Origin of the sequence: Arsenicicoccus sp. UBA7492, assembly GCF_002479615.1 — a bacterium.
Classification (GTDB): Bacteria; Actinomycetota; Actinomycetes; order Actinomycetales; family Dermatophilaceae; genus Arsenicicoccus; species Arsenicicoccus bolidensis.
The window spans coordinates 101,076-123,632 of the sequence record NZ_DLOE01000059.1 but is presented as its reverse complement, the minus strand read 5'-3'; the positions used below and the strand labels follow the sequence as shown (position 1 = coordinate 123,632).

General features: G+C 72.2%; 21 protein-coding genes. 5 read left to right on the top strand and 16 right to left on the bottom strand.

What is annotated here, in order from left to right; all coding sequences use genetic code 11:
- The 5 genes from B4E97_RS18015 to B4E97_RS17995 form a co-directional block, all read right to left on the bottom strand.
- The coding region (locus B4E97_RS18015; RefSeq protein ID WP_286961072.1) for a barstar family protein at positions 1-443 on the bottom strand (443 nt) is incomplete at its 3' end.
- A 225-nt stretch (positions 444-668) separates the two neighbouring features.
- Complete coding sequence (locus B4E97_RS18010) at positions 669-1,298, bottom strand: hypothetical protein (RefSeq protein WP_239265283.1); 630 nt, start codon at positions 1,296-1,298, stop codon at positions 669-671.
- A gap of 13 nt (positions 1,299-1,311) precedes the next feature.
- Positions 1,312-2,727, bottom strand: coding sequence for an adenylosuccinate lyase (purB, locus tag B4E97_RS18005; RefSeq protein WP_372490292.1), 1,416 nt, complete (start codon positions 2,725-2,727; stop codon positions 1,312-1,314).
- Positions 2,728-2,758: 31 nt separating this feature from the next.
- Positions 2,759-3,355, bottom strand: coding sequence for a hypothetical protein (locus B4E97_RS18000; protein ID WP_286961069.1), 597 nt, complete (start codon positions 3,353-3,355; stop codon positions 2,759-2,761).
- The gene (locus tag B4E97_RS17995) at positions 3,352-3,561 is read right to left on the bottom strand and encodes a helix-turn-helix transcriptional regulator (RefSeq protein WP_239265289.1); all 210 of its coding nucleotides are present in this window, start codon (positions 3,559-3,561) and stop codon (positions 3,352-3,354) included. The genes B4E97_RS18000 and B4E97_RS17995 overlap by 4 nt, the downstream gene beginning before the upstream one ends.
- A gap of 494 nt (positions 3,562-4,055) precedes the next feature.
- On the opposite strand from B4E97_RS17995, the gene B4E97_RS17990 reads away from it, so the two are divergent.
- On the top strand, positions 4,056-4,574 hold the full coding sequence (locus B4E97_RS17990) for an Lrp/AsnC family transcriptional regulator (protein WP_286958375.1): 519 nt from the start codon (positions 4,056-4,058) through the stop codon (positions 4,572-4,574).
- A 171-nt stretch (positions 4,575-4,745) separates the two neighbouring features.
- Positions 4,746-6,794 (top strand): NAD(+) synthase, encoded by a 2,049-nt coding sequence (locus tag B4E97_RS17985; RefSeq protein WP_286958368.1) that lies wholly within the window; start codon positions 4,746-4,748, stop codon positions 6,792-6,794.
- 540 nt (positions 6,795-7,334) lie between these two features.
- On the opposite strand, the gene B4E97_RS17980 is transcribed toward B4E97_RS17985, so the two are convergent.
- From B4E97_RS17980 to B4E97_RS17965, 4 genes are read right to left on the bottom strand one after another with little or no spacing between them, the layout of a single operon-like run.
- Positions 7,335-8,066, bottom strand: a complete 732-nt coding sequence (locus tag B4E97_RS17980; protein ID WP_029210172.1) for an ABC transporter permease subunit — start codon at positions 8,064-8,066, stop codon at positions 7,335-7,337.
- Positions 8,063-8,977, bottom strand: a complete 915-nt coding sequence (locus B4E97_RS17975; RefSeq protein WP_029210171.1) for an ABC transporter ATP-binding protein — start codon at positions 8,975-8,977, stop codon at positions 8,063-8,065. The genes B4E97_RS17980 and B4E97_RS17975 overlap by 4 nt, the downstream gene beginning before the upstream one ends.
- The gene (locus B4E97_RS17970; RefSeq protein ID WP_019285351.1) at positions 8,974-9,849 is read right to left on the bottom strand and encodes a hypothetical protein; all 876 of its coding nucleotides are present in this window, start codon (positions 9,847-9,849) and stop codon (positions 8,974-8,976) included. Before B4E97_RS17970 ends, B4E97_RS17975 begins: the two co-directional genes overlap by 4 nt.
- Positions 9,846-10,820, bottom strand: coding sequence for an ABC transporter ATP-binding protein (locus tag B4E97_RS17965; protein ID WP_239265293.1), 975 nt, complete (start codon positions 10,818-10,820; stop codon positions 9,846-9,848). The genes B4E97_RS17970 and B4E97_RS17965 overlap by 4 nt, the downstream gene beginning before the upstream one ends.
- A gap of 163 nt (positions 10,821-10,983) precedes the next feature.
- On the opposite strand from B4E97_RS17965, the gene B4E97_RS17960 reads away from it, so the two are divergent.
- Complete coding sequence (locus B4E97_RS17960) at positions 10,984-12,696, top strand: ABC-F family ATP-binding cassette domain-containing protein (RefSeq protein ID WP_286961068.1); 1,713 nt, start codon at positions 10,984-10,986, stop codon at positions 12,694-12,696.
- 40 nt (positions 12,697-12,736) lie between these two features.
- On the opposite strand, the gene B4E97_RS17955 is transcribed toward B4E97_RS17960, so the two are convergent.
- From B4E97_RS17955 to B4E97_RS17945, 3 genes are all read right to left on the bottom strand, one after another.
- Complete coding sequence (locus B4E97_RS17955; RefSeq protein ID WP_029210165.1) at positions 12,737-13,462, bottom strand: maleylpyruvate isomerase family mycothiol-dependent enzyme; 726 nt, start codon at positions 13,460-13,462, stop codon at positions 12,737-12,739.
- A gap of 79 nt (positions 13,463-13,541) precedes the next feature.
- Positions 13,542-14,327: a VOC family protein gene (locus B4E97_RS17950; RefSeq protein WP_029210164.1), complete on the bottom strand. Its 786-nt coding sequence runs from the start codon at positions 14,325-14,327 to the stop codon at positions 13,542-13,544.
- Positions 14,328-14,607: 280 nt separating this feature from the next.
- Positions 14,608-15,102 (bottom strand): low molecular weight protein-tyrosine-phosphatase, encoded by a 495-nt coding sequence (locus tag B4E97_RS17945; RefSeq protein WP_286961067.1) that lies wholly within the window; start codon positions 15,100-15,102, stop codon positions 14,608-14,610.
- A gap of 103 nt (positions 15,103-15,205) precedes the next feature.
- On the opposite strand from B4E97_RS17945, the gene B4E97_RS17940 reads away from it, so the two are divergent.
- Positions 15,206-16,114 carry a hypothetical protein gene (locus B4E97_RS17940; protein WP_286961066.1) on the top strand — a complete coding sequence of 303 codons (909 nt, stop codon included), beginning with the start codon at positions 15,206-15,208 and terminating at the stop codon, positions 16,112-16,114.
- Positions 16,111-16,506, top strand: coding sequence for a GntR family transcriptional regulator (locus B4E97_RS17935; RefSeq protein ID WP_239265306.1), 396 nt, complete (start codon positions 16,111-16,113; stop codon positions 16,504-16,506). The genes B4E97_RS17940 and B4E97_RS17935 overlap by 4 nt, the downstream gene beginning before the upstream one ends.
- Before the next feature lie 116 nt (positions 16,507-16,622).
- On the opposite strand, the gene cydC is transcribed toward B4E97_RS17935, so the two are convergent.
- The 4 genes from cydC to B4E97_RS17915 all read right to left on the bottom strand — a co-directional run bounded on the left by cydC (position 16,623) and on the right by B4E97_RS17915 (position 22,491).
- Positions 16,623-18,236, bottom strand: a complete 1,614-nt coding sequence (gene cydC, locus B4E97_RS17930) for a thiol reductant ABC exporter subunit CydC (protein WP_286961065.1) — start codon at positions 18,234-18,236, stop codon at positions 16,623-16,625.
- A complete protein-coding gene (gene cydD, locus B4E97_RS17925; protein WP_286961064.1) occupies positions 18,233-19,810 on the bottom strand; it encodes a thiol reductant ABC exporter subunit CydD in 1,578 nt (525 codons plus the stop codon). Before cydD ends, cydC begins: the two co-directional genes overlap by 4 nt.
- A gap of 128 nt (positions 19,811-19,938) precedes the next feature.
- Positions 19,939-21,033 carry a cytochrome d ubiquinol oxidase subunit II gene (cydB, locus tag B4E97_RS17920; protein ID WP_239265594.1) on the bottom strand — a complete coding sequence of 365 codons (1,095 nt, stop codon included), beginning with the start codon at positions 21,031-21,033 and terminating at the stop codon, positions 19,939-19,941.
- Positions 21,034-21,051: 18 nt separating this feature from the next.
- Positions 21,052-22,491 (bottom strand): cytochrome ubiquinol oxidase subunit I, encoded by a 1,440-nt coding sequence (locus B4E97_RS17915; protein ID WP_286961063.1) that lies wholly within the window; start codon positions 22,489-22,491, stop codon positions 21,052-21,054.
- Positions 22,492-22,557 lie beyond the last annotated feature (66 nt).

Below are 22,557 nucleotides of genomic sequence, written 5' to 3'. Positions count from 1 at the left end.
TCGTCGCCGGTGACGGCGGCGTCACGCTCGGAGCGCCACAGTCCTTGGTGCGCCTCGGACAGGACCGACACGAGCTCGTCGAAGCCGGCCGGGTCCGCCTCGCGCAGCACGTGGGCCTCGGACCAGAGCAGGACGATGCGGCGGGTGCGCGGCCACCACAGGTCGAGGTCGCGCAGGGCGTCGACCAGTCCGTCGAGGTTGACGGCGGCCGACCCGGGCAGGCGCAGCGCGGCGGCGACGGCGGCCTGGCCCTGCCTCATCGTCGTGAGGTGGTCACCCTTGATCGGCACGACGGCGAAGTCGTCGTCGAGCAGCAGCGCTCGCGCGCGTGAGGCGTCGACCGCCTCGTGACCGATCCACCACACGCCGGGCGCCAGCACCTCGGCGTAGCGGCGCAGGCGGCGAGGCACCGTGACCCACGTGTCGATCGGGTTGGTGGACATGAGGAACCTCCTAGCGCGGACACCGGCCGGGCCCGTGGCCTGATCTTCTCGTCAGTGTGCCCCCGGCGGCGGCGCACGTGCGGGACCTGCCCGCCATGCGGCCCGTGGCACCCCCAACCAGGTGATCACGGGACATCGGGGCTACTGCTGGTGGCTTTCACCACCAGGAGTAGCCCCGATGCCGGTGCGGGGCGTCCCGCCATACGACGCTGGGTGCGGGGGCGGTCAGCCGCCGACGCCGGCCTTGCTCTGGTCGGTCGTCTCCTCGATGGGGAGGCCGGCCTTCTGCGAGCTGCCGAGCACGGCCGAGACGAGCGCCTCGGTGGCGGCGATCGAGCTCAGGTCACCCTTGGTGATCTGGTCCTTCATGGTGGTGGTCTGGTCCTTGAGCCTGCCGAGCGGTCCGCCGATCGCCTGGCAGAGCTGCGGGTCGGCCTTCACGTTCTCGTAGGCGTTGCTGATCAGCTTGACGTCGAGCGCGGCCACGGCGACGGCCTTGGCGATCGCGGTCCGGCGTCCCTGCGCGCCCTGCTGGAAGGCGCCCTCCTGGTAGGGCTTGTAGATCCAGCGGTGGAAGGTCCCGGCCGCGAGACCCACGTCGGCGACGAAGCGCGTCTTGGCAAACTTTCGCGTGGCCTCGGTCGGACAGTCCGCGGGCGCGCTCGTCGGCGTCGCGGTCCCGGTCGCCGCGCTGGACGATGCGGCCGAGGCGGACGGCGACGCGCCGGCGGCTGCGCTCGTCGTGCTGGTGCCAGCGGTCGTGGACGTGCCGCCGCCGCACGCCGACAGGGCCAGCACGGAGGCGCAGACGGGGGCGAGGACGGGCGCGGCGAGGCGCAGGCTGCTACGGGTCATGACGCCCATCCTGTCAGCCGAGGCGGTCGACCAGCTCCGAGGCGTGGCCGACATAGGTCTGCGGGGTCATGGCGGCGAGCCGCTCCTCGACCTCCGTGGGCAGCCCCAGCCCGCGCACGAACTCCACGAGCTCGGTCTGCCCGATGCGGCGCCCGCGGGTCAGCTCCTTGAGCCGCTCGTAGGGGTTGTCCATCCCCGCGACGCCCTGCGCCCCGAGCGCCCGCATCGCCGACTGGACCGGCTCGCCGAGCACCTCCCAGTTGCCGTCGAGGTCGGCGGCCATGCGGGCCGGGACCGCGTCCAGACCGGCGAGGCCGCGAGCGACGTTGTCCAGGGCCAGCATCGAGTGGCCGTATGCCGTCCCGACGTTGCGCTGCATGGAGGAGTCGGTCAGGTCGCGCTGCAGCCGCGACTGCACCAGCGTGGACCCCAGCACCTCGAGCAGCGCGCACGACACCTCGAGGTTGGCCTCGGCGTTCTCGAAGCGGATCGGGTTGACCTTGTGCGGCATCGTGCTCGACCCGACCGTGCCCTGACCGCGCACCTGGGCGTAGTAGCCCATGGAGATGTAGGTCCAGAAGTCCGTGCACACGTTGTGCAGGATCCGGTTGAAGCGGGCGGTGTCGGCATACAGCTCGGCCTGCCAGTCGTGGCTCTCGATCTGCGTGGTGAGGGGGTTCCACGTGAGGCCGAGGCCCTCGACGAAGCTCTCGGAGATCGCGGCCCAGTCGGCCTCGGGGACGGCGGCGAGGTGCGCGCCGAACGTGCCGGTCGCGCCGTTGAGCTTGCCGAGGAACTCCTGCCCCTCGATGCGCCGCAGCTGCCGACCGAGGCGGTGCGCCATGACGGCGATCTCCTTGCCCATGGTCGTGGGCGTGGCCGGCTGGCCGTGCGTGTGGGCGAGCAGCGGGACGTCGCGCAGCTCGCGCGCCATCGCGGCGAGCTGGTCCACGACGGAGCGGGCCTTGGGCAGCCACACGTCCTGCACCGCGCCCTTGACCATGAGGGCATAGCTGAGGTTGTTGATGTCCTCGCTCGTGCAGCAGAAGTGGATGAGCTGCTTGAGCTGGGCGGCGTCCTCGGGCGCGATCCGGTCGACGCGACGCTGCAGGTAGTACTCGACCGCCTTGACGTCGTGGACGGTCTCGCGCTCGATCTCGCCGAGCTCGGTGACGTCCTCGGCCCCGAAGTCTCCGACGATCGCCCGCAGCTGCGCGACCTCGGCGTCGGTGAGCTGCCGGACGCCGGGCACGACCTGGTGCTGCGTGAGGTGGATCAGCCACTCGATCTCGACGTGCACGCGCATCCGGTTGAGTGCTGCCTCGGACAGGTGGTCGACCAGCGGCGCGACGGCCTTGCGATAGCGACCGTCGAGGGCGCCGAGGGCGATGGGAGGGGTCACGTCAGCGAGGGAGGCCATGGTCGTCATTCTGCCAGCCAGGCCGTATGCCGCCCGCCGCTCAGTCCTCGTCGGGCAGGTCCCGGCGGTCGGACTCCTCGAGCTGGGCGCGAGCGGCCTTGCGCCGGCGGGCGTTGTCGATCAGCATCCACACGGTGCCGACGAGTCCCCCGCCGACGGCGCCGACCAGCATCGATCGGAGCCAGCCCCGCTGGTCGCCGCTCCCGGCGGGTGTGCTGAGGTCCGGGGACCAGTTCACGGGCAGCACGCCGTGGCCGTTCGTGACCCAGTAGTAGGTCGCGAGGACCCAGACCAGCACGGTGCCGAAGCTCGCGATGGTCGCCCACGTCGTCAGCCGCCCCGACCCTCGGCTCCCGAGCGCCTGGATGTCGACCCCCTTGGCCTTGGCGTAGCCCGTCATCGTGAGGGAGATCAGCACGGCCAGGATCCACAGGGCGAAGCCGACGGTGGGCAGTCCCGTGAGGGCCAGCACGATCGTGAAGGCCATGAGCGCGACCAGGCCGACGGAGGCGGCGAGGGACGAGGCCGCGAGGACGACCGCGCGCTCGCGCTCGTCGCCGTAGGTCGGCGACTCCAGGTTGAGGAACCGGTCGCCGAGCCGCTCGAGCCGGCCGGGCCGTGTGCTGCGCTGGGTCATGCGTGGTCCTTCTGGTCGAGGGTGAAGATCTCCTCCACCGTGGTGTGCAGGGCGCGGGCGGTGCGGAGGGCGAGATAGACGCTGGGTGCGTAGTCGCCGCGCTCCATCGCCACGACGGTCTGCCGCGAGACGCCGACGCTCGCGGCCAGGTCGGCCTGCGTGAGGCCGGCGGCCTGGCGGCGCGTACGCAGCGGGCTGTCGGGCATCGCCCCTCCTGATCGCCGATGTCAAGGATGCTTGACTTCTCGACCGTATGCCGGGGGCGCCTCGCATGTCAAGGATCCTTGTCATCCGCCGGACCTACCTGAGGTAGTCACACTCGCCTGGCGTGCTAACGCCGGTCGATGTGACTACCTGGGGTAGGTCCGCATGCAGCAGGGGCGCCGACGGTGTCGTCGGCGCCCCTGGCGCTGGTGCTCTCGAGGAGGTCCGCAGCGGGTGCGCTGCCGGCTGGTCCGCCGCTCGGCCTCGTGGGCGTCGCGCCGTTCCTCTCGGGTCGACGCTCGTGGTGGTGAGGCCGGCCCGGGTCGTCGAGATGGTGTCCCGTCGACCCTGCTGACCTCGATCAGACCGTATGACGATCAACCTGCGCAACAGCCAACACCGTCATTGGTCGATATGATCGATCCGCGCGCGGCGAGGTGCGCAACATCGATCAGACCGACCACCGCGCGAGGGCGTGGTGGGACAGGAGGCGTTCATGGCCCTGGACGAGACCGACCGTCGGATCGTGCTGGCGCTCGACGAGGATCCCCGCATGACGGTGATGCTGCTCGCGCAGCGCACCGGCCTCGCCCGCGGCACGGTGCAGGCCCGGCTCGAGCGGCTGCGCGAGGACGGGGTCCTGCGACGGCACTCGTCCCGCGTCACGCCGGAGTCGTTGGGCTACGGCGTCTCGGCGCACGTGGCGGCCGAGCTCGACCAGCACCAGATCGACGCCGCCATCGCGTCGCTCAGCCGCATCCCCGAGGTCGTCGAGTGCATGGCGCCGGCCGGCGAGACGGACCTGCTGGTCCGCGTGGTGGCCACCGGCCCCGACGACCTCTATCGCGTCTCGGAGCTGATCCGCCTGTCGCCCGGCGTGATTCGCACCTCCACCACGATCTACCTGCGCGAGGTGATCCCCTATCGCACCGACCTGCTCGTGGCCCAGGGCGTCGCAGCGCAGCATCGCCCGCGCCGTGGCCGGGCCACCGGGCGGCGACCCCCGACGCGGTAGGCCCCTCCGCCATACGGCCCAGGATCCCCAACCGCCCGATCAGGCCTTCACCATTGGTCACCAGTGACGTTGTGGATCGTTCAATCGGGCCCCGGGACGTCATTGGTGACCAATGGCGCGTGGAGGGGCGACGAGCAGGGCTCCGCGCGGTGCGGGTGGCAGGATGGCGGCATGCCAGCCGAGTCGTTCTACAGCGCCTACCACCACGGCTTCGCGCGCGTGGCCGCCTGCACCGCACCGACCGCGATCGCCGATCCCGCCCGCAACGCCGACTCGATCGTCGCCGTGGCGCGCGAGCTGCACGACGACGGTGTGGCGCTCGGCGTCTTCCCCGAGCTCGCGGTGTCGGGCTATGCGCTCGAGGACCTGCTCCTGCAGCAGCCCCTCCTCGAGGCGGTGGGTCGCGAGCTCACCCGCATCGTCGACGAGACCGCTTCGCTGACACCGGTGCTCGTCGTCGGCGCCCCGCTCGCCTGGCGCAACCGGCTCTACAACTGCGCCGTCGTCATCCACCGCGGACGCGTCCTCGGCGTCGCCCCCAAGTCCAACCTGCCGACCTACCGCGAGTTCTACGAGCGGCGGCACTTCGCACCCGGCGACGACGTCCGCGGCGAGATCGAGGTCGCAGGCGTCCGCGTGCCGTTCGGCCCGGACCTGCTCTTCGACGCGACCGACGTGCCGGGCTTCGTGCTGCACGTCGAGGTGTGCGAGGACATGTGGGTGCCCGTGCCGCCGTCGGCCGAGGCCGCGCTCGCCGGCGCCACGATCCTCGCCAACCTGTCCGGATCCCCGATCACGGTGGCCCGCGCCGAGGACCGCAAGCTCCTCGCGCGCTCCGCCTCGTCGCGGTGCCTGGCGGCGTACCTGTATGCCGCGGCCGGCGAAGGTGAGTCGACCACCGACCTGTCCTGGGACGGGCAGACCTTCGTCTACGAGAACGGCGACCTGCTCGGCGAGTCCGAGCGCTTCCCGGCCGGCCCGGCCCGCTCCGTGGCCGACGTCGACCTGGAGCGGCTCGTGGCGGAGCGGCTGCGGCAGGGCACCTTCGACGACAACCGCCGCACCCACGCCGACCGCGTGTCCGCCTTCCGCACGGTCGAGTTCGCGCTCGAGCCGCCCACCGGCGACATCGGCCTGCGGCGCAAGGTCGACCGCTTCCCGTTCGTCCCGGACGAGGCGGAGCGGCTGGCGCTGGACTGCTACGAGGCCTACAACATCCAGGTGTCCGGGCTCGAGCAGCGGATGCGGGCGATCGGTCAGCCCAAGGCCGTGATCGGGGTCTCGGGCGGCCTGGACTCGACCCACGCGCTGCTCGTGTGCGCGCAGGCGATGGACCGGCTCGGGCGTCCGCGCAGCGACATCCTGGCCTACACGATGCCGGGGTTCGCGACGACCGAGCACACCAAGACCAACGCGCAGCGCCTCTCCGAGCAGCTCGGGGTGACCTTCGCCGAGCTCGACATCCGGCCGGCCGCCACGCAGATGCTGACGGACTTGGGCCACCCCTTCGGGCGCGGCGAGGAGGTCTACGACGTCACGTTCGAGAACGTCCAGGCTGGGCTGCGCTACGACTACCTCTTCCGCCTCGCCAACCACCAGGGCGGCATCGTCGTGGGCACGGGCGACCTGTCCGAGCTCGCGCTCGGCTGGTGCACCTACGGCGTCGGCGACCAGATGTCCCACTACGGCGTCAACACCGGCGTGCCCAAGACGCTGATGCAGCACCTCATCCGCTGGGTCGTGACGTCGGGCCAGTTCTCGGACGAGGTGGGGGAGACCCTGACGTCGATCCTCGGCACCGAGATCACGCCGGAGCTCGTGCCGACGCGCGAGGGCGAGAAGCCCCAGTCGACCGAGGCATCCATCGGCCCCTATGCGCTGCAGGACTTCTCGCTCTACCACGTGCTGCGGCGCGGCTACCGCCCGTCCAAGATCGCCTTCCTCGCGTGGCACGCCTGGCACGACGCCGAGGCAGGGGAGTGGCCGCCCGGGTTCCCCGAGGACCAGCGGGTCGCCTACGACCTGGCCGAGATCCGGCGCTGGCTCGAGGTGTTCTGCAAGCGGTTCGTGACGCAGCAGTTCAAGCGCTCGGCGCTGCCCAACGGCCCCAAGGTCGTCAACGGCGGCTCGCTGTCACCGCGCGGCGACTGGCGCATGCCCTCCGACGCCTCGCCGCGCCTCTGGCTGACCGAGCTGGAGGCCAACGTCCCCACCTCCTGACCTACCTCAGGTAGTCACATCGACCTGGGTTGGCACGCCAGGTCGATGTGTCGAACCCAGGCGGATCCCTGGCGCGTCCTCGTCGGGTGGAGAACGCCACCCATCACGGTGGCCGAATCCACCCGTTCCCTGGCTCGTCGTCATCGGGTGGAGAACGCCACCCATCACGGTGGCCGAGTCCACCCGATCGTGCGGGCGGGCCGGTCCTGACCCCTCCAGCCCGTATGGCGAGCCGCCCGCCGCCCCTCGTGGCCACCGCATGACGCGAGCCCGCGCCTCGGGTGCGCTGGGTGCGCTGGGAGCGCTGACTGTGCACGGTGCGGGGCGTGGGGGGCGTGCGGGGGCCGCGCTGGGAGCGCTGACTCTGCACGGCGCCGGCGTCGTGAACGTGCAGATGTGCGCTCCGAGCTCACGAACGTCCGATTTCGGCGCCTGAGACCGGCAGTTCGTGAGCTGCGAGCGCACGAACGCTGTCGGGAGCGCTCCGGGCAGGCGGGCGGCCTGACGTCGGCGAGATGTCCGGCCGGCACCGCGGCCAGGTCAGTCGTCCCCGGTGATCGACAGGCCGCGCAGGCGGTATGCCGCCCACGCGGTCCCCGCCACGAGCACCACGCCCGACGCGATCCAGGCATAGCCGAGGGGCGCGCTGTCGACGCTGATCACCGACATGTCGCCCGCCCAGCCGGCGATGCGGGTGCTCCACGACCGGATGCTGAGCCAGGAGATGCCCTCGAGCAGGGTGGCGAGGGCACCCTCCCAGACGAGGAGGTACATCAGGCCCCACACGACAGAGTGCTTGGTCATCGACGACAGCGCGAGGAACAGCGCCGAGTAGGCCACGGACGCCACCGCCGCACCCACCCCCCACCCGAGCGCCTTGCCGAGGTCGGTGTGGTCGAGGACCAGCGAGGCGAGCATCATCGGCACCGCCCCGAGCAGCAGCGTCGCCGTGATCGCGGTGATGAGCTTGCTGACGACGATGTGCCAGCGGGGGATCGGCTTGGACAGCAGGTAGGCGATGGTGCCGTCGTCCATCTCGTTGCCGAGCAGCTGGGCGGCGACGAGCAGGGCCAGCATGGGGACGACGACGGCGAGCCCGAGCCCGGACATGACGGCGCGTCCGAGGGTGCCGTCGGTGGACTGCGGCTCCCCGCCGGCCAGCCGGGCGAGCAGGCAGACCGCGAGGAGCACGAGCGGCAGCGCGAGCAGCCCGAGGGATCGGCTGCGGCCGAGCAGGGAGGAGAAGGCGAGGCGGATCACGGTGGGATTCATGAGGACACCAGGTAGGAGAAGACGCTCTCCAGCGACTCGTCGGTGGGGCTGACCTCGATCAGGCGGACCGAGAGGTCGCGCGAGACGCGGGGCAGCACGTGGGTGAACCGGCCGAAGTCGACGGCCTCGACGTCCAGACCGCCCTTGGGCCGCAACGAGACTCCGCGGACGCACGGGTCGGCGACCAGGGCGGCGGCGAGCCGGCGGTCGTCCGACGAGCGGACGACATAGTGGTTGGGTCGGTCGGTCATGAGACGCCGTATGGCGCCGAAGTCGCCGCTCGCCGCGTGGCGTCCGGCCACCACGACCTCGATCTGCCGGGCGACCTGCTCGACTTCCTCGAGGATGTGCGAGCTGAACAGCACGGTCCGGCCCTCGGACCCCATGCGCCGCAGGAGCTCCATGAGGTGCATCCGCTGGCGTGGGTCCATGCCGTTGAAGGGTTCGTCGAGCAGCAGCACGGCCGGGTCGTGGACGAGCGCGCTGGCCATCTTGATGCGCTGGCGCATGCCCTTGGAGTAGGTCCGGATGACCCGCGACGCCGGGTCGTTCATCTCGACGAGCTCCATCGCGGCCTCGGCGGCGGCGCCGGGGTCGGGCAGGCCGTGCAGCTCGGCGTTGGCCCGCACGAACGCCCGCCCCGTCAGGTGCTCCATGACGGACTCGCGCTCGGGCACGAGCCCGAGGTGGCGGTAGACGCCGGGGTTGCGCCAGGTGGGCTCGCCGTCGAGCGTCACCGACCCCGCCGAGGGGGACAGGAAGCCCGACATGAGCGCGATCAGGGTGGACTTGCCGGCGCCGTTGGGGCCGAGCAGGCCCGTGACTCCGGGTCCGATGTCCATCGTGATGTCGTTGACGGCGACGAGGTCGCCGAACCAGCGCGAGACCTGGTGCAGGGCGAGGGTGCTCATGCCGACCCCACCTTCGCGTAGCGGCGCAGGAGCAGCGCCGTCCCACCGAGGATCACGAGGGCCGCGACCCCGAGATAGACGGCCCCGTCGGCGAGGTCGCGCGGGGGTGCGAGGTTGGGCGCGAAGTCGAACCACCAGGTGCCGAGACCGCCCACCAGCGTCCACGGGCTCAGCGCGCCGGCCCACACGCCTTGGATGGGGGTGGAGCCGTCGGCGGACTGGGCGATGGCGGCGATCGAGTTGGCGACCCCCGAGCTGACGAACAGCGTGGCGACGATGGCCACGACGGCGATCCCGCGCCGGGTCGTGAGGCTCGACAGGAGCCCCCCGATCGCCGCGAGGAGGGCGGCCAGGAGCACCAGCAGGGGCAGGGTCTTGAGCATGTCGGTGGTCTGGGCCTGCCAGGGGAGCCGGCCGAGCAGGGCGCCCAGCCACAGCACGATCACCGGCAGCGTGACCACGATCAGGATGGCGGTGAACAGCGACGCCAGCCGGGTCAGGACATAGGTGCTGCGCCGCATCGGCCGGGCGAGGTAGAGCGGGAGGGTGCGGAACCGCAGGTCCCGCGAGAACAGCACGGGGGCCTGCGCGGCGACGAAGATCGCGGTGATCGTCTGCATGGTGTCGGCGTAGCGGTCGTAGGTCATCGGCAGCCGGTCCAGCTTGATGAAGACCGTGATCGCGACCATCACCAGCGCCGGGAGCACGGAGACGGCCAGCAGGCCGAGGGGCAGCAGGCGGGATTTCATCGACCGGCCGAGGCCGAACGCGTGCCGCAGCCCGAGCACGTAGAGCGAGCGGGCGACGGCCCCCTCGTCGAGGCGCTCGCCGTCGTAGCCGCGGTAGCCGAGGTCGTGGATGCGGGCGGTCATGGCTGCGGCACCTCCTCGCGGATGGCGAAGACGTCCTGGATCCGGTGCCGTCCCTCCTGGATGCGCACCAGCCCCAGGTCGAGATCGATCACCGTGTCGCGCACCAGGTCTCGTATGTCGACCCCGCCGACCTCACCGCTGGGTGGCGGCACGACCTCGACGGCGTTGTCGACGGGGTGGCACTGCAGGCCGCGCTCGGCGAGGGCCTGGCCGAGCCGGTCGCGGTCGGTCGCGGTGCCCAGCACCTCGACCAGCAGGGTGCCCGTCGCCTCGGTGAACTCCGACGTCGCCGAGGACCGCAGCAGCCGCCCGCCGTCCAGGACGATCACGTGGTCGCTGACCCGCTCGAGCTCGCCGAGCAGGTGGCTCGTGACGAGCACCGAGATGCCGAAGTCCGTCCCGATCCGCCGCACCAGGTCGAGCATGTCGTCCCGGCTGGCGGGGTCGAGGCCGTTGGTCGGCTCGTCGAGCAGGACGAGGTCGGGGTCGTGCACGAGCGCCTGGGCGAGCTTGGCCCGCTGCTTCATGCCGGTGGAGTAGCCGCCCATCACGCGGTAGCGCTCCTCGGCCAGCCCCACGTGCCGCAGCACGTCGGCCGCCCGTTCCCGGGCCACCGTGTGGGGCAGGCCCGACATACGGCCCATGTGCACGACGAACTCGCTGGCGCTGACGTCGGCCGGCAGGCAGTCGTGCTCGGGCATGTAGCCGACGCGGGCCCGGATCGACGCGCCCTCCGAGCGCACGTCGTGGCCGAGCACCTGCGCGTCGCCGCTCGTCGGGGGCAGCAGCCCCAGCAGCACCTTGATGAGGGTCGACTTGCCGGCGCCGTTGGCGCCCACCAGGCCCGTGACCCCGTCGCCCACGTCGAGATCCAGATCGTCCAGCGCCCGGACCCGGGGGTACTCCATGGTGATGCCGCGTGTGCGGATCACCGGGGTCCCCCGGGCGACGCTCTCCCCCTCGGCTGTCATGCTCCTCACCCTAGGTGGGGCTCCTGGGGGCGGCCTATGGGTGATCCCCCTGACCCGCCGCGGGCCGAGGCATCGACCGGCCCTGGTTCCCCAGGCTGATGATCCCGCCGGGGGTAGGTCAAAGGGGTGGCGGGGCGACCCGGCGGGCTGCGAGGGTGGCGAGGTGGGACACGTCGACCTCAACCAGATCTCCTTCACCCTCCCCGACGGGCGGCCGTTGCTGGACGAGGTGAGCTTCCGGGTCGGCGACGGGGCGGTCGTGGCGCTCATCGGCCCCAACGGCACCGGCAAGACCACCCTGCTGCGGATCATCGCGGGGGACCTCGACCCGCACGGCGGCGCGGTGACGCGCAGCGGCGGGCTGGGCGTGATGCGGCAGTTCATCGGGTCGGTGCGTGACGACTCGACCGTCCGGGACCTCCTGATCGGCGTCGCGCCCCAGCGAATCCGCCTGGCAGCACAGGCGGTCGACGCCGCCGAGCTGCGGATCATGGAGGTCGACGACGAGCCGGCGCAGATGGCCTACGCCCAGGCGCTCGCCGACTGGGGCGACGCCGGCGGCTACGAGCACGAAACCGTCTGGGACACGGTCACGGTCGCGGTGCTGGGCGTGGGCTTCGAGCAGGCGCAGTGGCGTTCGGCGTCGACGTTGTCCGGCGGCGAGCAGAAGCGGCTGGTCCTCGAGGCCCTGCTGCGGGGCCCCGACGAGGTGCTCCTGCTCGACGAGCCCGACAACTACCTCGACGTGCCGGGCAAGCGGTGGCTCGAGCTGCGACTGCGCGAGACCGCCAAGACGGTGCTGCTCGTCAGCCACGACCGAGAGCTGTTGAGCCAGGCGGCGACTCGCGTCGTCACGCTCGAGCCCGGCGCGGCGGGAGCCAGCTCCTGGACGCACCCGGCGAGCTTCGCCACCTGGCACGAGGCCCGGGCCGAGCGCAACGCCCGCCTCGAGGAGCAGCTCAAGCGCTGGGACGAGGAGCATGCCAAGCTCCGGCAGCTCGTCCTCATGTACAAGCAGAAGGCGGCCTACAACTCGGACATGGCCGCGCGCTACCAGGCGGCGCAGACGCGACTGCGCCGCTTCGAGGACGCCGGGCCTCCCGAGAAGGTCGCCCGCGACCAGAACGTCCGCATGCGACTCACCGGCGGGCGCACCGCCAAGCGCGCCGTCATCTGCGAGCGGCTCGAGCTCCTCGCGCCGGATCCGCAGGCAGACCAGGCGGATTCGCTCATGAAGCCGTTCGACCTCGAGGTCTGGTACGGCGAGCGCGTGGCCGTCCTCGGCTCCAACGGCTCCGGCAAGTCGCACTTCCTGCGGCTGCTGGCGGCCGGCGGATCCGATCCTGACGTCGAGCACCGCCCGGTCGGCGACGCGCGACCGCCCAGGGTCCGTCATACCGGCGTCGCACGGCTCGGATCCCGGGTGCGCCCAGGGTGGTTCGCGCAGACGCACGAGCACCACGCGTATGCCGGACGCACCCTGCTCGACATCCTCCACCGAGGCGACGACCACCGTCAGGGTCGCACCCGCGACGAGGCGGCCCGCGTGCTCGACCGCTACGAGCTCGCGAGATCCTCCGAGCAGACCTTCGACTCGCTGAGCGGTGGGCAGCAGGCGCGCTTCCAGATCCTGATGCTCGAGCTGTCCGGGGCCACCTTGCTGCTGCTCGACGAGCCGACCGACAACCTCGACCTGCACTCGGCGGAGGCGCTCGAGGAGGGCCTCGCGGCGTTCGACGGCACGGTGCTCGCGGTGACGCACGACCGGTGGTTCGCACGCGGCTTCGACCGGTTCCTGGTGTTCGGCGCGGACGGTGAGGTCTACGAGTCGGACGAGCCGGTGTGGGACGAGACGCGGGTCCGCCGCCGCCGTTGACCCGGTCGTGTGCCGCGAGGCCCCGGCACCCCGGGGTGGGTCAGGGGCAGAGCTGCTGCGCCAGGAAGCCGCGCGCCGGGGCGGCCTCGCCGTCGACGTGCAGCGCCTCCCGGCTGTTGCGACCCCACAGCGCGAGATAGAGCTCCACCGCCTCGCCGCGGATCTCGGCGACCGACTCGCCCTCCTCGCCGCGCCCCGCCGACACGACCCCGTCCGCCTCCTGCACCCACCACACCGATCCCGTGTCGGTGGCGCGGATCTGCAGCGGCAGGGGCAGCGCGGTCTGCGGGTCCTCGATCCGGCGCGGCACGAAGAGGTGCAGCAGCTCGTCGATCCCGTCGTCGGCGACGTGGTCGCTGATCTCGGCCTCGATGCCGTGGGCGCGCGCCAGGTCGACCCAGTGGATCGTCGTCTCGTGCAGCTGCCGCCGGATCCAGAATCCCACCGTGCGGTCGTCGCGGTCGAAGGTCCAGCACCCGGCGGCGGGGTCGGCCTCGCGCAGCCGGTCCAGCATGCGGCGGCCGCAGTCGGCATACCACTCGCCCAGGGTCAGGTCTCCCTGCTCCCGCTCGCCCATCGATGGGCGCTCGGTGCCGCGGGTGGCCTCGACGGTCCAGAGATAGACCCGGCCCAGGTGGTCGACGACGTCCTCGACCGTCCACCCGGGACAGGTGGGGCACTCGACCTCGGCGGCCAGGTTGGTCCCGTTGGCCGAGATGGCATCGACGGCGGCCGTGAGGGCCGTGAGGCGCTGCGCTGCATCCATGGCCCTGACCCTAGTCAGTTCGCGCCGGACCTGCCGCCGGTCGACCGGACTTTCCTGCCTGGACGGGTTCGGTCGGGGGTCAGTCCTCGTCGACGTGGTCCGGGCGGATGACGCTGAACACCTCGCCCTGCGGGCCCTCGAGCACGGCCAGCTGCCCGAACGGCCCGTCGACCACGTCCATCAGCACCCGCCCGCCGAGCCGCTGGACGGCCGAGACGGTGGCGGCGGGCACGTCGCTCATGAAGTAGGTCATCCAGTGGGGGCGGAACTGGTCGCCGTACTCGTCGCCGATGCGCCCCAGCCCGCACACCAGCCGCTCGTCGGCGGTCACCACCTGCGCGTAGGCGAAGGACCCGTCGTCCTCCTCGATCACCTCGTAGGAGTGGCCGAAGACCTCGCCGTAGAAGCCCATCGCCTCCTCGTGGTCGCGCACCATCAGCTCGTTCCACACCAGGGACCCGTGCTCGTTGTAGCGCTCGGCCCCGACGAGGCCGCCCGCCTGCCACAGCCCGTGGTGGGCGCCGGCGGGGTCGACCAGGAGGGCGATCCGCGCCTGGCCCGGGATGTCGGTCGGGGCGAGGAGCTGCTCGGCACCGTGCTCCCGCTCGAGGGCGGCGACGCGGTCGGTGTCGTCGACGGCGAGGTAGGTCGTCCACACCGCGGGCCACGGCGCGGTCGGCGGCTTGGGCCCGATCCCCGCGACCCGCCTGCCGTCACGCAGCGCGAGCAGGTAGCCGTCGTGCCCCTCCTCGATCTCCCACCCGAAGAGCGTCGCGTAGGTCCGCGCCGCCGCCCTCGGGTCGTCGCACATCAGGTCCGGCCAGCAGGGCGTGCCGAGCGGCCAGGGGGTCTCGCGGACGGACATGGGTGCTCCTCGGCAGTCTGGCTGGTCCAGTTGTTCTGGCGGTCTGGTCTGATGGGTGGCCGGGCGGGTCGGTCGGTGGCGACGGGGTCCAGTCCAGCAGAGCGGGTGCGGCTTGTCAGGCAGATCGAGCCCGTATGACGCCGCGCGCCGCCGCACCGAGGGGTCGCATAGTCGCGCGACACGCCGTGATTCCCGGCATCTGCGACCCCTCGGCGTCCGGCGAGTGGGCGTCCGGCGCCGTTGCCGCCCGGCGAGTGCGCGACCGGTGCCGGCCCGCGGCTCAGGCGTCGAGCTGCTCGCGCACGTGCTCGACGACGCCGCGCATCGCGGCCTCGACCTCGTCCCGGCACCGGTCGAAGCCCGCCGCGTCGCCGTAGTAGGGGTCGTCGACCTCCAGCGTCCCCGCCGCGACCGCGTCGTCGTCGAACTCCCGCATCAGCCGGACCTTGTCGCGGTCCTGCTCGGTCGGGGCGTGCCGCCGCAGCTCGCGCTCGTGCCCGCGGTCGGCGACGAGGACGAGGTCGCGGTCGGCGTACCACGCGTGCTGCCACTGGCGGGCGCGGTGGGCGGAGCCGTCATACCCGCCGCTGGTCAGCGAGGTGAGGGTGCGCGGGTCGGCGCCGTCGCCCTCGTGCCAGCCGCCGGTGCCGGCCGAGTCGACCTCGACGCGGTCACCCAGCCCGGCCTCGTCGAGCAGCTGGCGCAGGATCACCTCGCCCATGGGGGAGCGGCAGATGTTGCCCGAGCAGATGACGCAGATGCGGTAGTCGGCCATGCCCGCCAGTATCTCGCGGTTCTTTGTGCTGCCCTATTGACACAAAGGCGTAGCAGGCGCACAGTTCTTTGTGTCAAACATCTGACACAACCGGGAGGTCGTCATGCTGGCTCTCTATCCCCTGCTGGTCGTGGTCGTCGTCCTGGTGGGCGCCTGCCTGCTGGCCGCGCTGGCCCTGACCCTCGGCGGTCGCGCGGTGGTCGTCGACGGCCATCTCGGACGCCTGCTGCGTGCGCAGGACCTCGTGCGTCGCTCCCGTGTCCTGGCCGTCCTGCTCGGCTTGCTCGCGGTGGTGGCGCTGGCCGCCACGGGCCGCGGCCGGCTGATCGCGACGGCGCCGGTGGCCGGGGTGGTCGTCGGGCTGCTCACCCTGGTCCTCGGTCAGCTCTCCATCGGTCGTATGGCGACCGGCCCCGCCGCGGGGCTCGAGCACCGGCGGGTCAGGGACTACGTCCCGCGCGGGCAGGCGGTGGTGTCGGGGGTCCTCGCACTCGCCGTGCTCGGGGCCGCGACGATCGGGCTGCGGCTCCAGGATGCCGACGGGCAGCAGCTGTCCTACGCCTGCACGACGCCCGAGGGCTGGGCCGCGAGCGGGGGCTCGAGCCCGTGGTTCGGGTCGTTCTATCTCGCCCCGGCGCTGCTGGTCTGGCTCGTCGGTCTCGCCGCCACGGCCTGGGGCCTGCGCCTCGTCGCCGGGCGGCCGCGTGACGGCAGCGACGCCGACCTGGTGCGGGCGGACGACGCGCTGCGACGGTGGTCGGCCGGGGCGCTGGTCGCGGGCGCCGGGCTGGCCTCGGGGGCGCTCGCGGTGCCGGCCCTGCTGATCTCCTGGATGCGTCTGGCCCACGCCGGGGACGGGATGTGCGCGACCAACCCCTTCGGCGCATCCGGGACCGTCGTCGGTGCCGTCGCCGCGGTCGTGGGTGTGCTGACCCTGTGGAGCCTCGTGAGGGTCCTTGCCCCGCACCGGGACTCGCTGGTGGCGCGCCTTGCCACCGAGGTGTCGGCATGAGCGTGGGTCTGCGGGTCGACGCGGGCGACCCCACGCCGCCCTACGAGCAGCTGCGGCGTCAGGTGCTGGTGCACGTGGCGAGCGGCGTCGTGACCGAGGGGGCCCGGATGCCGCCCGTGCGGCAGCTGGCCGCCGACCTCGGGGTGGCGGCCGGGACGGTGGCGCGGACCTACAAGGAGCTGGAGGCGTCTGGGATCGTGCGGACGGCCCGCCGCGCCGGGACGACGGTCGCTGCCGGTGCCGCAGAGCTCGCCCGCTCGTCGCTGGTGGTGGCCGACTCGGGGCCCGGGCTGGACGAGCTGGCGCTGGGTTTCGTCGCCACGGCGCGCGCCGCGGGTGCGGACGACGGGGTTATCGAGGCGGCCGTGCGGTCCGCCCTCGCGCGTCCCTGACCCCCCGCGCAACCACGAAGATCGTGAGTGTTTCGTCCAACATTCTTGGACGAAACACTCACGATCTGGGGGTTAGGCAGGGGTTTTGGGGCAGAGGCGGCGGGGTCGGGATCGGCTCAGCCGAGGCGCAGCTCGCGGTCGAAGCCGTCCACGGCGTCCTCGCGGTGGCTGACCATCACCAGGGTGCGACCCTCACGAGCCGCGAGCAGGTCGTCGAGCACCTCGGTGGCCGTGGCGTGGTCGAGGTGGGCGACGGGCTCGTCGAGGAGCATCACCGGCCGCCCGGACAGGATCGCGCGGGCCAGCCCGAGGCGGGCCCGCTCGCCGCCGGAGACCCCACGGTGGCCCGTGCCGAGCAGGGTGTCGAGCCCCTCCGGCAGCGCGCGCAGCCACCCGCCGAGCCCGGCTCGTCCCAGCGCCACGGTCACCTCCTCGTCCGAGGCGGAGGGGCGGGCGAGCCGGAGGTTCTCGCGCACGGTCGAGGCGAAGACGTGCGGCTCGTCGTCCAGCACCGCCACCCGCGCGCGCAGGGACTCGACAGAGGCGGAGCGGCTGTCGACCGCGTCGAGCCGATAGCTCCCCGAGGCCGGGTCGAGGTGGGTGGCGAGCACCGCGAGCAGCGTGGACTTGCCGGATCCGTTGGGGCCGGTGATCACCACGGACTCGCCGGGCTCGACCGCGGCCGCCACCGGCCCGACGGCGTCGCGGTCCGCCGTCCAGCGCGCCGTGACCTCGTCGATCGTCAACCGCGGGGGTATGCCGCAAGCCCCCGGCGCCTCGACGGGCCCGTGCTCCCCGAGGGGCAGGTCCTGGGCGAGGAAGGCGTCGAGCCGGACCCGGCTGCCGTCGGCGCGGGCCCAGGCGCCCATGGCGTCCGGCAACGGCGTGAACGCGTCCGCCGCCGCCACGGGGGTCAGCACGAGCAGGGCCGCGATGGCGTCGTTGAACCCACCCGCCACCAGCCCGTGCGCGTGCACCGCCATGGCGATCGTGCCGGCACCGCAGGCGATCCCGGTGAGGGTCATCCCGAGCGCCCGGCCCCGGGCGCGTCGCGCGTTGTCCGCAGCCAGCCGGGCCTGCGCGGCCTCGATCCACGACCCCGACGCCGAGGTCGCCCCGATCGCCTGCAGCTCCAGCGCGTTGGCGGTGACGAGGCCGGCGACGCGGGCCACCTCGGCCCGGGCATCCAGCCAGTCCCGTTGCGCCGCGCGCTCGCTCGCGAGGACGAGCCAGGCGACGAGCCCGCAGGCCACGAGCACGGCCGCGACGATCGCCGCCCCCACGTAGGAGAACAGCGCCGTCGCCAGCACCGTCAGCAGCCCCGCCACGAGGGACCCGAGGACGGGGACGACGACGCGGATCTCGGCATACACCCGGTCCTCGAGGTCGTCGACGGCGCCGCCCAGCACCTCGCTGCGGGACCGCCGTCCGAGCCGGGCGGGGGTGAGGGGCACGAGGGCGTCATACGCCGCGACCCGCTGGTCCGCCAGGTCACCGAGCGCGGCGTCGTGCGACCGCACCCGCTCCCAGTAGCGGAACGCCGGCCTGGCCATGCCGAACGCCCGCACCGCCACGATCGCCGCCATCAGCGTGAGGATCTGCGGCCGGTGCGAGGCGGCGACGATCAGCCACCCGGAGGTCGTCGTGAGCGCGATCCCGCTGGCCGTGGCCAGACCGCCGATCAGCGCGGAGCCCCGGATGCCCGGGGGCGTTCGCCATACCGAGCTCATCGCGCGACCTCCTGGACGACGGGGGAGAGGGTGACGTGCTGGTCGGCGTGCGCGACGAGACTGGGGCGGTGCGTGACGACGACGACCGCCCGGTCGCGCGCGAGCGAGCGCACGACGTCGTCGACGAGCGCGGTGGACGCGGGGTCGAGGTGTGCGGTGGGCTCGTCGAGGGCCACGAGCGGCGCCGTCGACAGCAGGGCCCGCGCCATCCCGAGGCGCGCCCGCTGGCCCGCCGACAGCCCGAACCCGTCGTCCCCGAGCGGCGTGCCGAGCCCGTCCGGCAGCCCACGGACCAGGTCCTCGAGCCCGACCTGCCGGAGCACCGACCAGAGCCGGTCGTCGTCCGCCTCGTCGGCGAGGGTGAGGTTGGTCCGGATGGAGCCAGCGGTCAGGAAGGGGCGCTGCGTCACCAGGCGCGACGGGACGAGGGAGGCTGTGCCCGTGGTGGGTTCGCGCAGCCCGCAGAGGAGCTCGAGGGCGGTGGTCTTGCCCGTTCCCGACGGCCCGGTGATCACCGTCAGGCCCGGCGCCGCCGTGAGGGTGAGGTCGTGCAGGACGTCCCGCGTGGTCCCGGGATAGCGGTAGGTCACGCCCTCCAGCCGGGCGACCCCCGTGCCGGGACGTGACCGCTCGGCGGTGGTGGCGGCCGTCGCCGTGAGGATGTCGTCGAGCGCCTGCGCCCCGTCCGCGGCCGAGTGGAACTCCTGACCCACGCGCCGGATCGGCCAGTACGCCTCGGGCGCCAGCAGGATCGCCGCCAGCCCCGTGCCGAGGCCGATGTCGCCCCAGGTCAGGCGGATGCCGACCGCGACCGCCACCAGCGCCACCGAGATCGTGGCGAGCAGCTCGAGGGCCGCCGACGACAGGAAGGCCAGCTTGAGCGTCGCCACGGTCGCGGTCCGGTGCCGCTGCGACACCTCGCGGATCGTGGCACTCTGCCGGCTCGCCCGGCCGTAGGCCGACAGCGTCGGCAGCCCCCGCATCATGTCCACGAAGTGCCCGGCGAGGGTGGCCAGGGCCCGCCACCGCTTGTCGGAGGCGTCGGCGGTCGCCTTGCCGATCAGCGCGGCGAACAGCGGCAGCAGCGGCAGCGTCAGCACGACGATGAGCGCCGACCACAGGTCCACGAAGGCCAGCGTCACGACCGCCAGCACCGGCAGCACGGCGGCGGCCACGAGTGCGGGCAGGTAGCGCGCGACATACGTCTCGACGCTGGTCGCCCCCTGGGTGGCGAGGGTCTGAGCCGCGGCCGGCTCGGGTCGCTGGTCGGCGGACCGGGCCAGCCACGTGCGCAGCAGCAGCGTGCGCAGGCCGGCGCTGACCTCGGTGCCGGCCCAGGACGAGACGAGCTCGGTCGCGCCGGTGAGCAGGGCGCGCACCACGAGCACGGCGGCCAGGAGTCCGAGGGGTCCCCACAGGGCCGTATGCCGTGCCACCGCCACCACGACCGCCGCCACCGCGAAGGCCTGCACGATGGCGGCGACGCCCTGAGCCACCCCGATCGCGCCGAGGGCCAGGACGGGTCGCCGGGCACCGGGCAGCAGCCGCAGCAGGCGGGGGTCGAAGGGCTTCACGTGGTCGTGCTCCTCGTCGTCTCATCCCCCACAACGATCGTGAGGGTTTCGCCCAACATTGTTGGACGAAACCCTCACGATCATCGGGAGGTGCGGGCGGACCCGGCGGACCGGGCGGACCGGGCGGATCAGCGGTCCCGGTGCGCTCCGCCGACCTCGCCTGCCGCCACGTGCTCGGCCTCCAGCTCGCCCACCTCGCGCGGCTCGTGCGCCGGTGGGATGTGGTGGGTGGAGATGCGCTTGCGGAAGATCCAGTAGGTCCACGCGGTGTAGGCGAGCACGATCGGCGTGAAGACCACGGCGGCGCCCGTCATGATCTTGAGCGTCAGGTCGGTGCTGGCGGCGTTCTCGTGGGTGAGGCTCCAGGCCGGGTTGGTCGAGGAGGGCATCACGTCGGGGAACAGCGCGGTGAACAGCGCCCACACGGCGAGCGCGATCGCGGCGGCGGTGCCGGTGAAGGCCACCCCGTCACGGCCGAGGCGCGTCATGAGCAGGCCCACGACGAGCGCCACGGCGGCGAGGACCGCGAGGATCCACGAGCCGGTGTTGCCGGTCAGCATCATCACCCAGACGAGGAAGACGACGGCGACGACGGCCGCGGCGATGCCGACCTTCCAGGCGAGGGCCCGCGCCTCCTCACGGATCTCGCCGCTCGTCTTGAGCGCGACGAAGACCGCACCGTGGGTGAGGAAGAGCAGCAAGGTGGTCACGCCGCCGAGCAGCCCGAGCGGGTTGAGCAGGGTGAACAGGTTGCCGGTGTACTCCTTGTCGGCGTTGATCGGGACGCCCGCCACGATGTTGGCGAACGCGACGCCCCACAGCAGCGCGGGCAGGAACGAGCCGACGATGATGCACAGGTCCCAGTTGCGACGCCACTGGTCGTCGTCGCGCTTGTGGCGGTACTCGAAGCCCATGTTGCGGATGATCAGGGCGACCAGGATCAGCAGCAGCGGCAGGTAGAACCCGGAGAACAGCGTGGCGTACCAGTGCGGGAAGGCCGCGAAGGTGGCGCCGCCCGCCGTGAGCACCCACACCTCGTTGCCGTCCCAGTGCGGGCCGATGGTGTTGAGCAGGACGCGGCGGCGGTTGTCGGTGTCGAGCTCGTCGCGGCCCTTGCCGAGGATCGGCAGGAGCATGCCGACGCCGAAGTCGAAGCCCTCGAGGACGAAGTAGCCGGTCCACAGGACGGCGATGAGGATGAACCAGATGACGGTGAGTTCCATGGTGTCTCTCCAACGTCCTCAGTAGGCGAAGACGAGGGGCTTGTCCTCGCCGCTCTCGGCCGGGGTGTCGGTGTCGGCCGGCTCCGCGCCGACGCGGGTGTACTTCAGGAAGAGCTTGACCTCGACGACCATCAGCGCGGCATACAGCAGCGTGTAGACGGCCATCGAGACGAGCACGGACCAGGCGGGCACGGACGGGCTGACGCCGTTGGCCGTCGTCATCTCGCCGAAGACGATCCACGGCTGGCGACCCACCTCGGTGAAGATCCAGCCGAACGAGATCGCGAACACCGGCAGCAGCGGGCTCCAGATCACGACGTGCCGCCACCAGCGGCCGCTCGGCGGGGTCGTGCCCTTGCGGGTCGCCCACAGCGCCAGCGCCGAGAGCGCCATCGACACGAAGCCGACGCCCATCATCAGGCGGAAGGTCCAGTAGGTCGTCGGGATGTTGGGCACGTAGTTGGTGGCCTGGTCCGCCGTGCGGGCGTTTCCGGCATACCTCTGCTGGTAGTCGGCCTGGACGTCGCGGATGCCCTTGACCTCGCCGCCGAACGACCCGGTCCCGAGGAAACTGAGCAGGCCGGGGACCTCGATGACGCGGGTGGCGTTCTGCCCGTCGAGGGAGCCGATCGTCAGGATCGAGAACGGCGCGGACTTCTCCGTGCGGTAGAGGCCTTCGGCGGCCGCCATCTTCATGGGCTGCACCTCGGTCATGACCTTGCCCTGCAGGTCGCCGGTGACGACGACGCCGAGCGAGGCGACGAGGGAGACGATCGCGCCGACGCGGACGGCCTTGCGGTACATCTCGCGGTCACGGTCGGCGATCGGGCCCCGCCGCAGGTAGTGCCACAGCGCCACGCCGACGACGACGGCGCCGCCGGTCATGTAGGAGCTGAGGATCACGTGCGGAAAGGTCACGAGCTGGACCTTGTTGACCAGCACCGCGACGAAGTCGGCCATCTCAGCGCGCCCCGACTCGGGGTTGAACCGGTAGCCGACGGGGTTCTGCATGAACGAGTTGGCGGCGAGGATGAAGTAGGCGGACAGCACGGTGCCGATGTGGACGATCCACATCGTCCACGCGTGCAGCCGCTCCGGGATCCGGCCCCAGCCAAAGATCCACAGGCCGAGGAAGGTCGACTCGAGGAAGAACGCGAGCAGCGCCTCGAACGCCAGCGGGGCGCCGAAGATGTCGCCGACGAACCGCGAGTAGTCCGACCAGTTCATCCCGAACTGGAACTCCTGGACGATGCCGGTGACGAGACCGAGGGCGAAGTTGATGGTGAACAGCTTGCCCAGCCACTTGGTGAGCCGGAGGTACTCCGGCTTGCGGGTGCGCACCCAGGCGCTGTGGTAGCCGGCGACGATCGCCGACAGGCCGATGGTGATCGGCACGAAGAGGAAGTGATAGACGGTGGTGATGGCGAACTGCCATCGCGCAAGGTCCAGGTTGTCCATGACATCTCCGGAGGTCAGACCTTTTGGTTACCCGTCGAGCCTACCCACGGCTACTGGCGGGTCGGA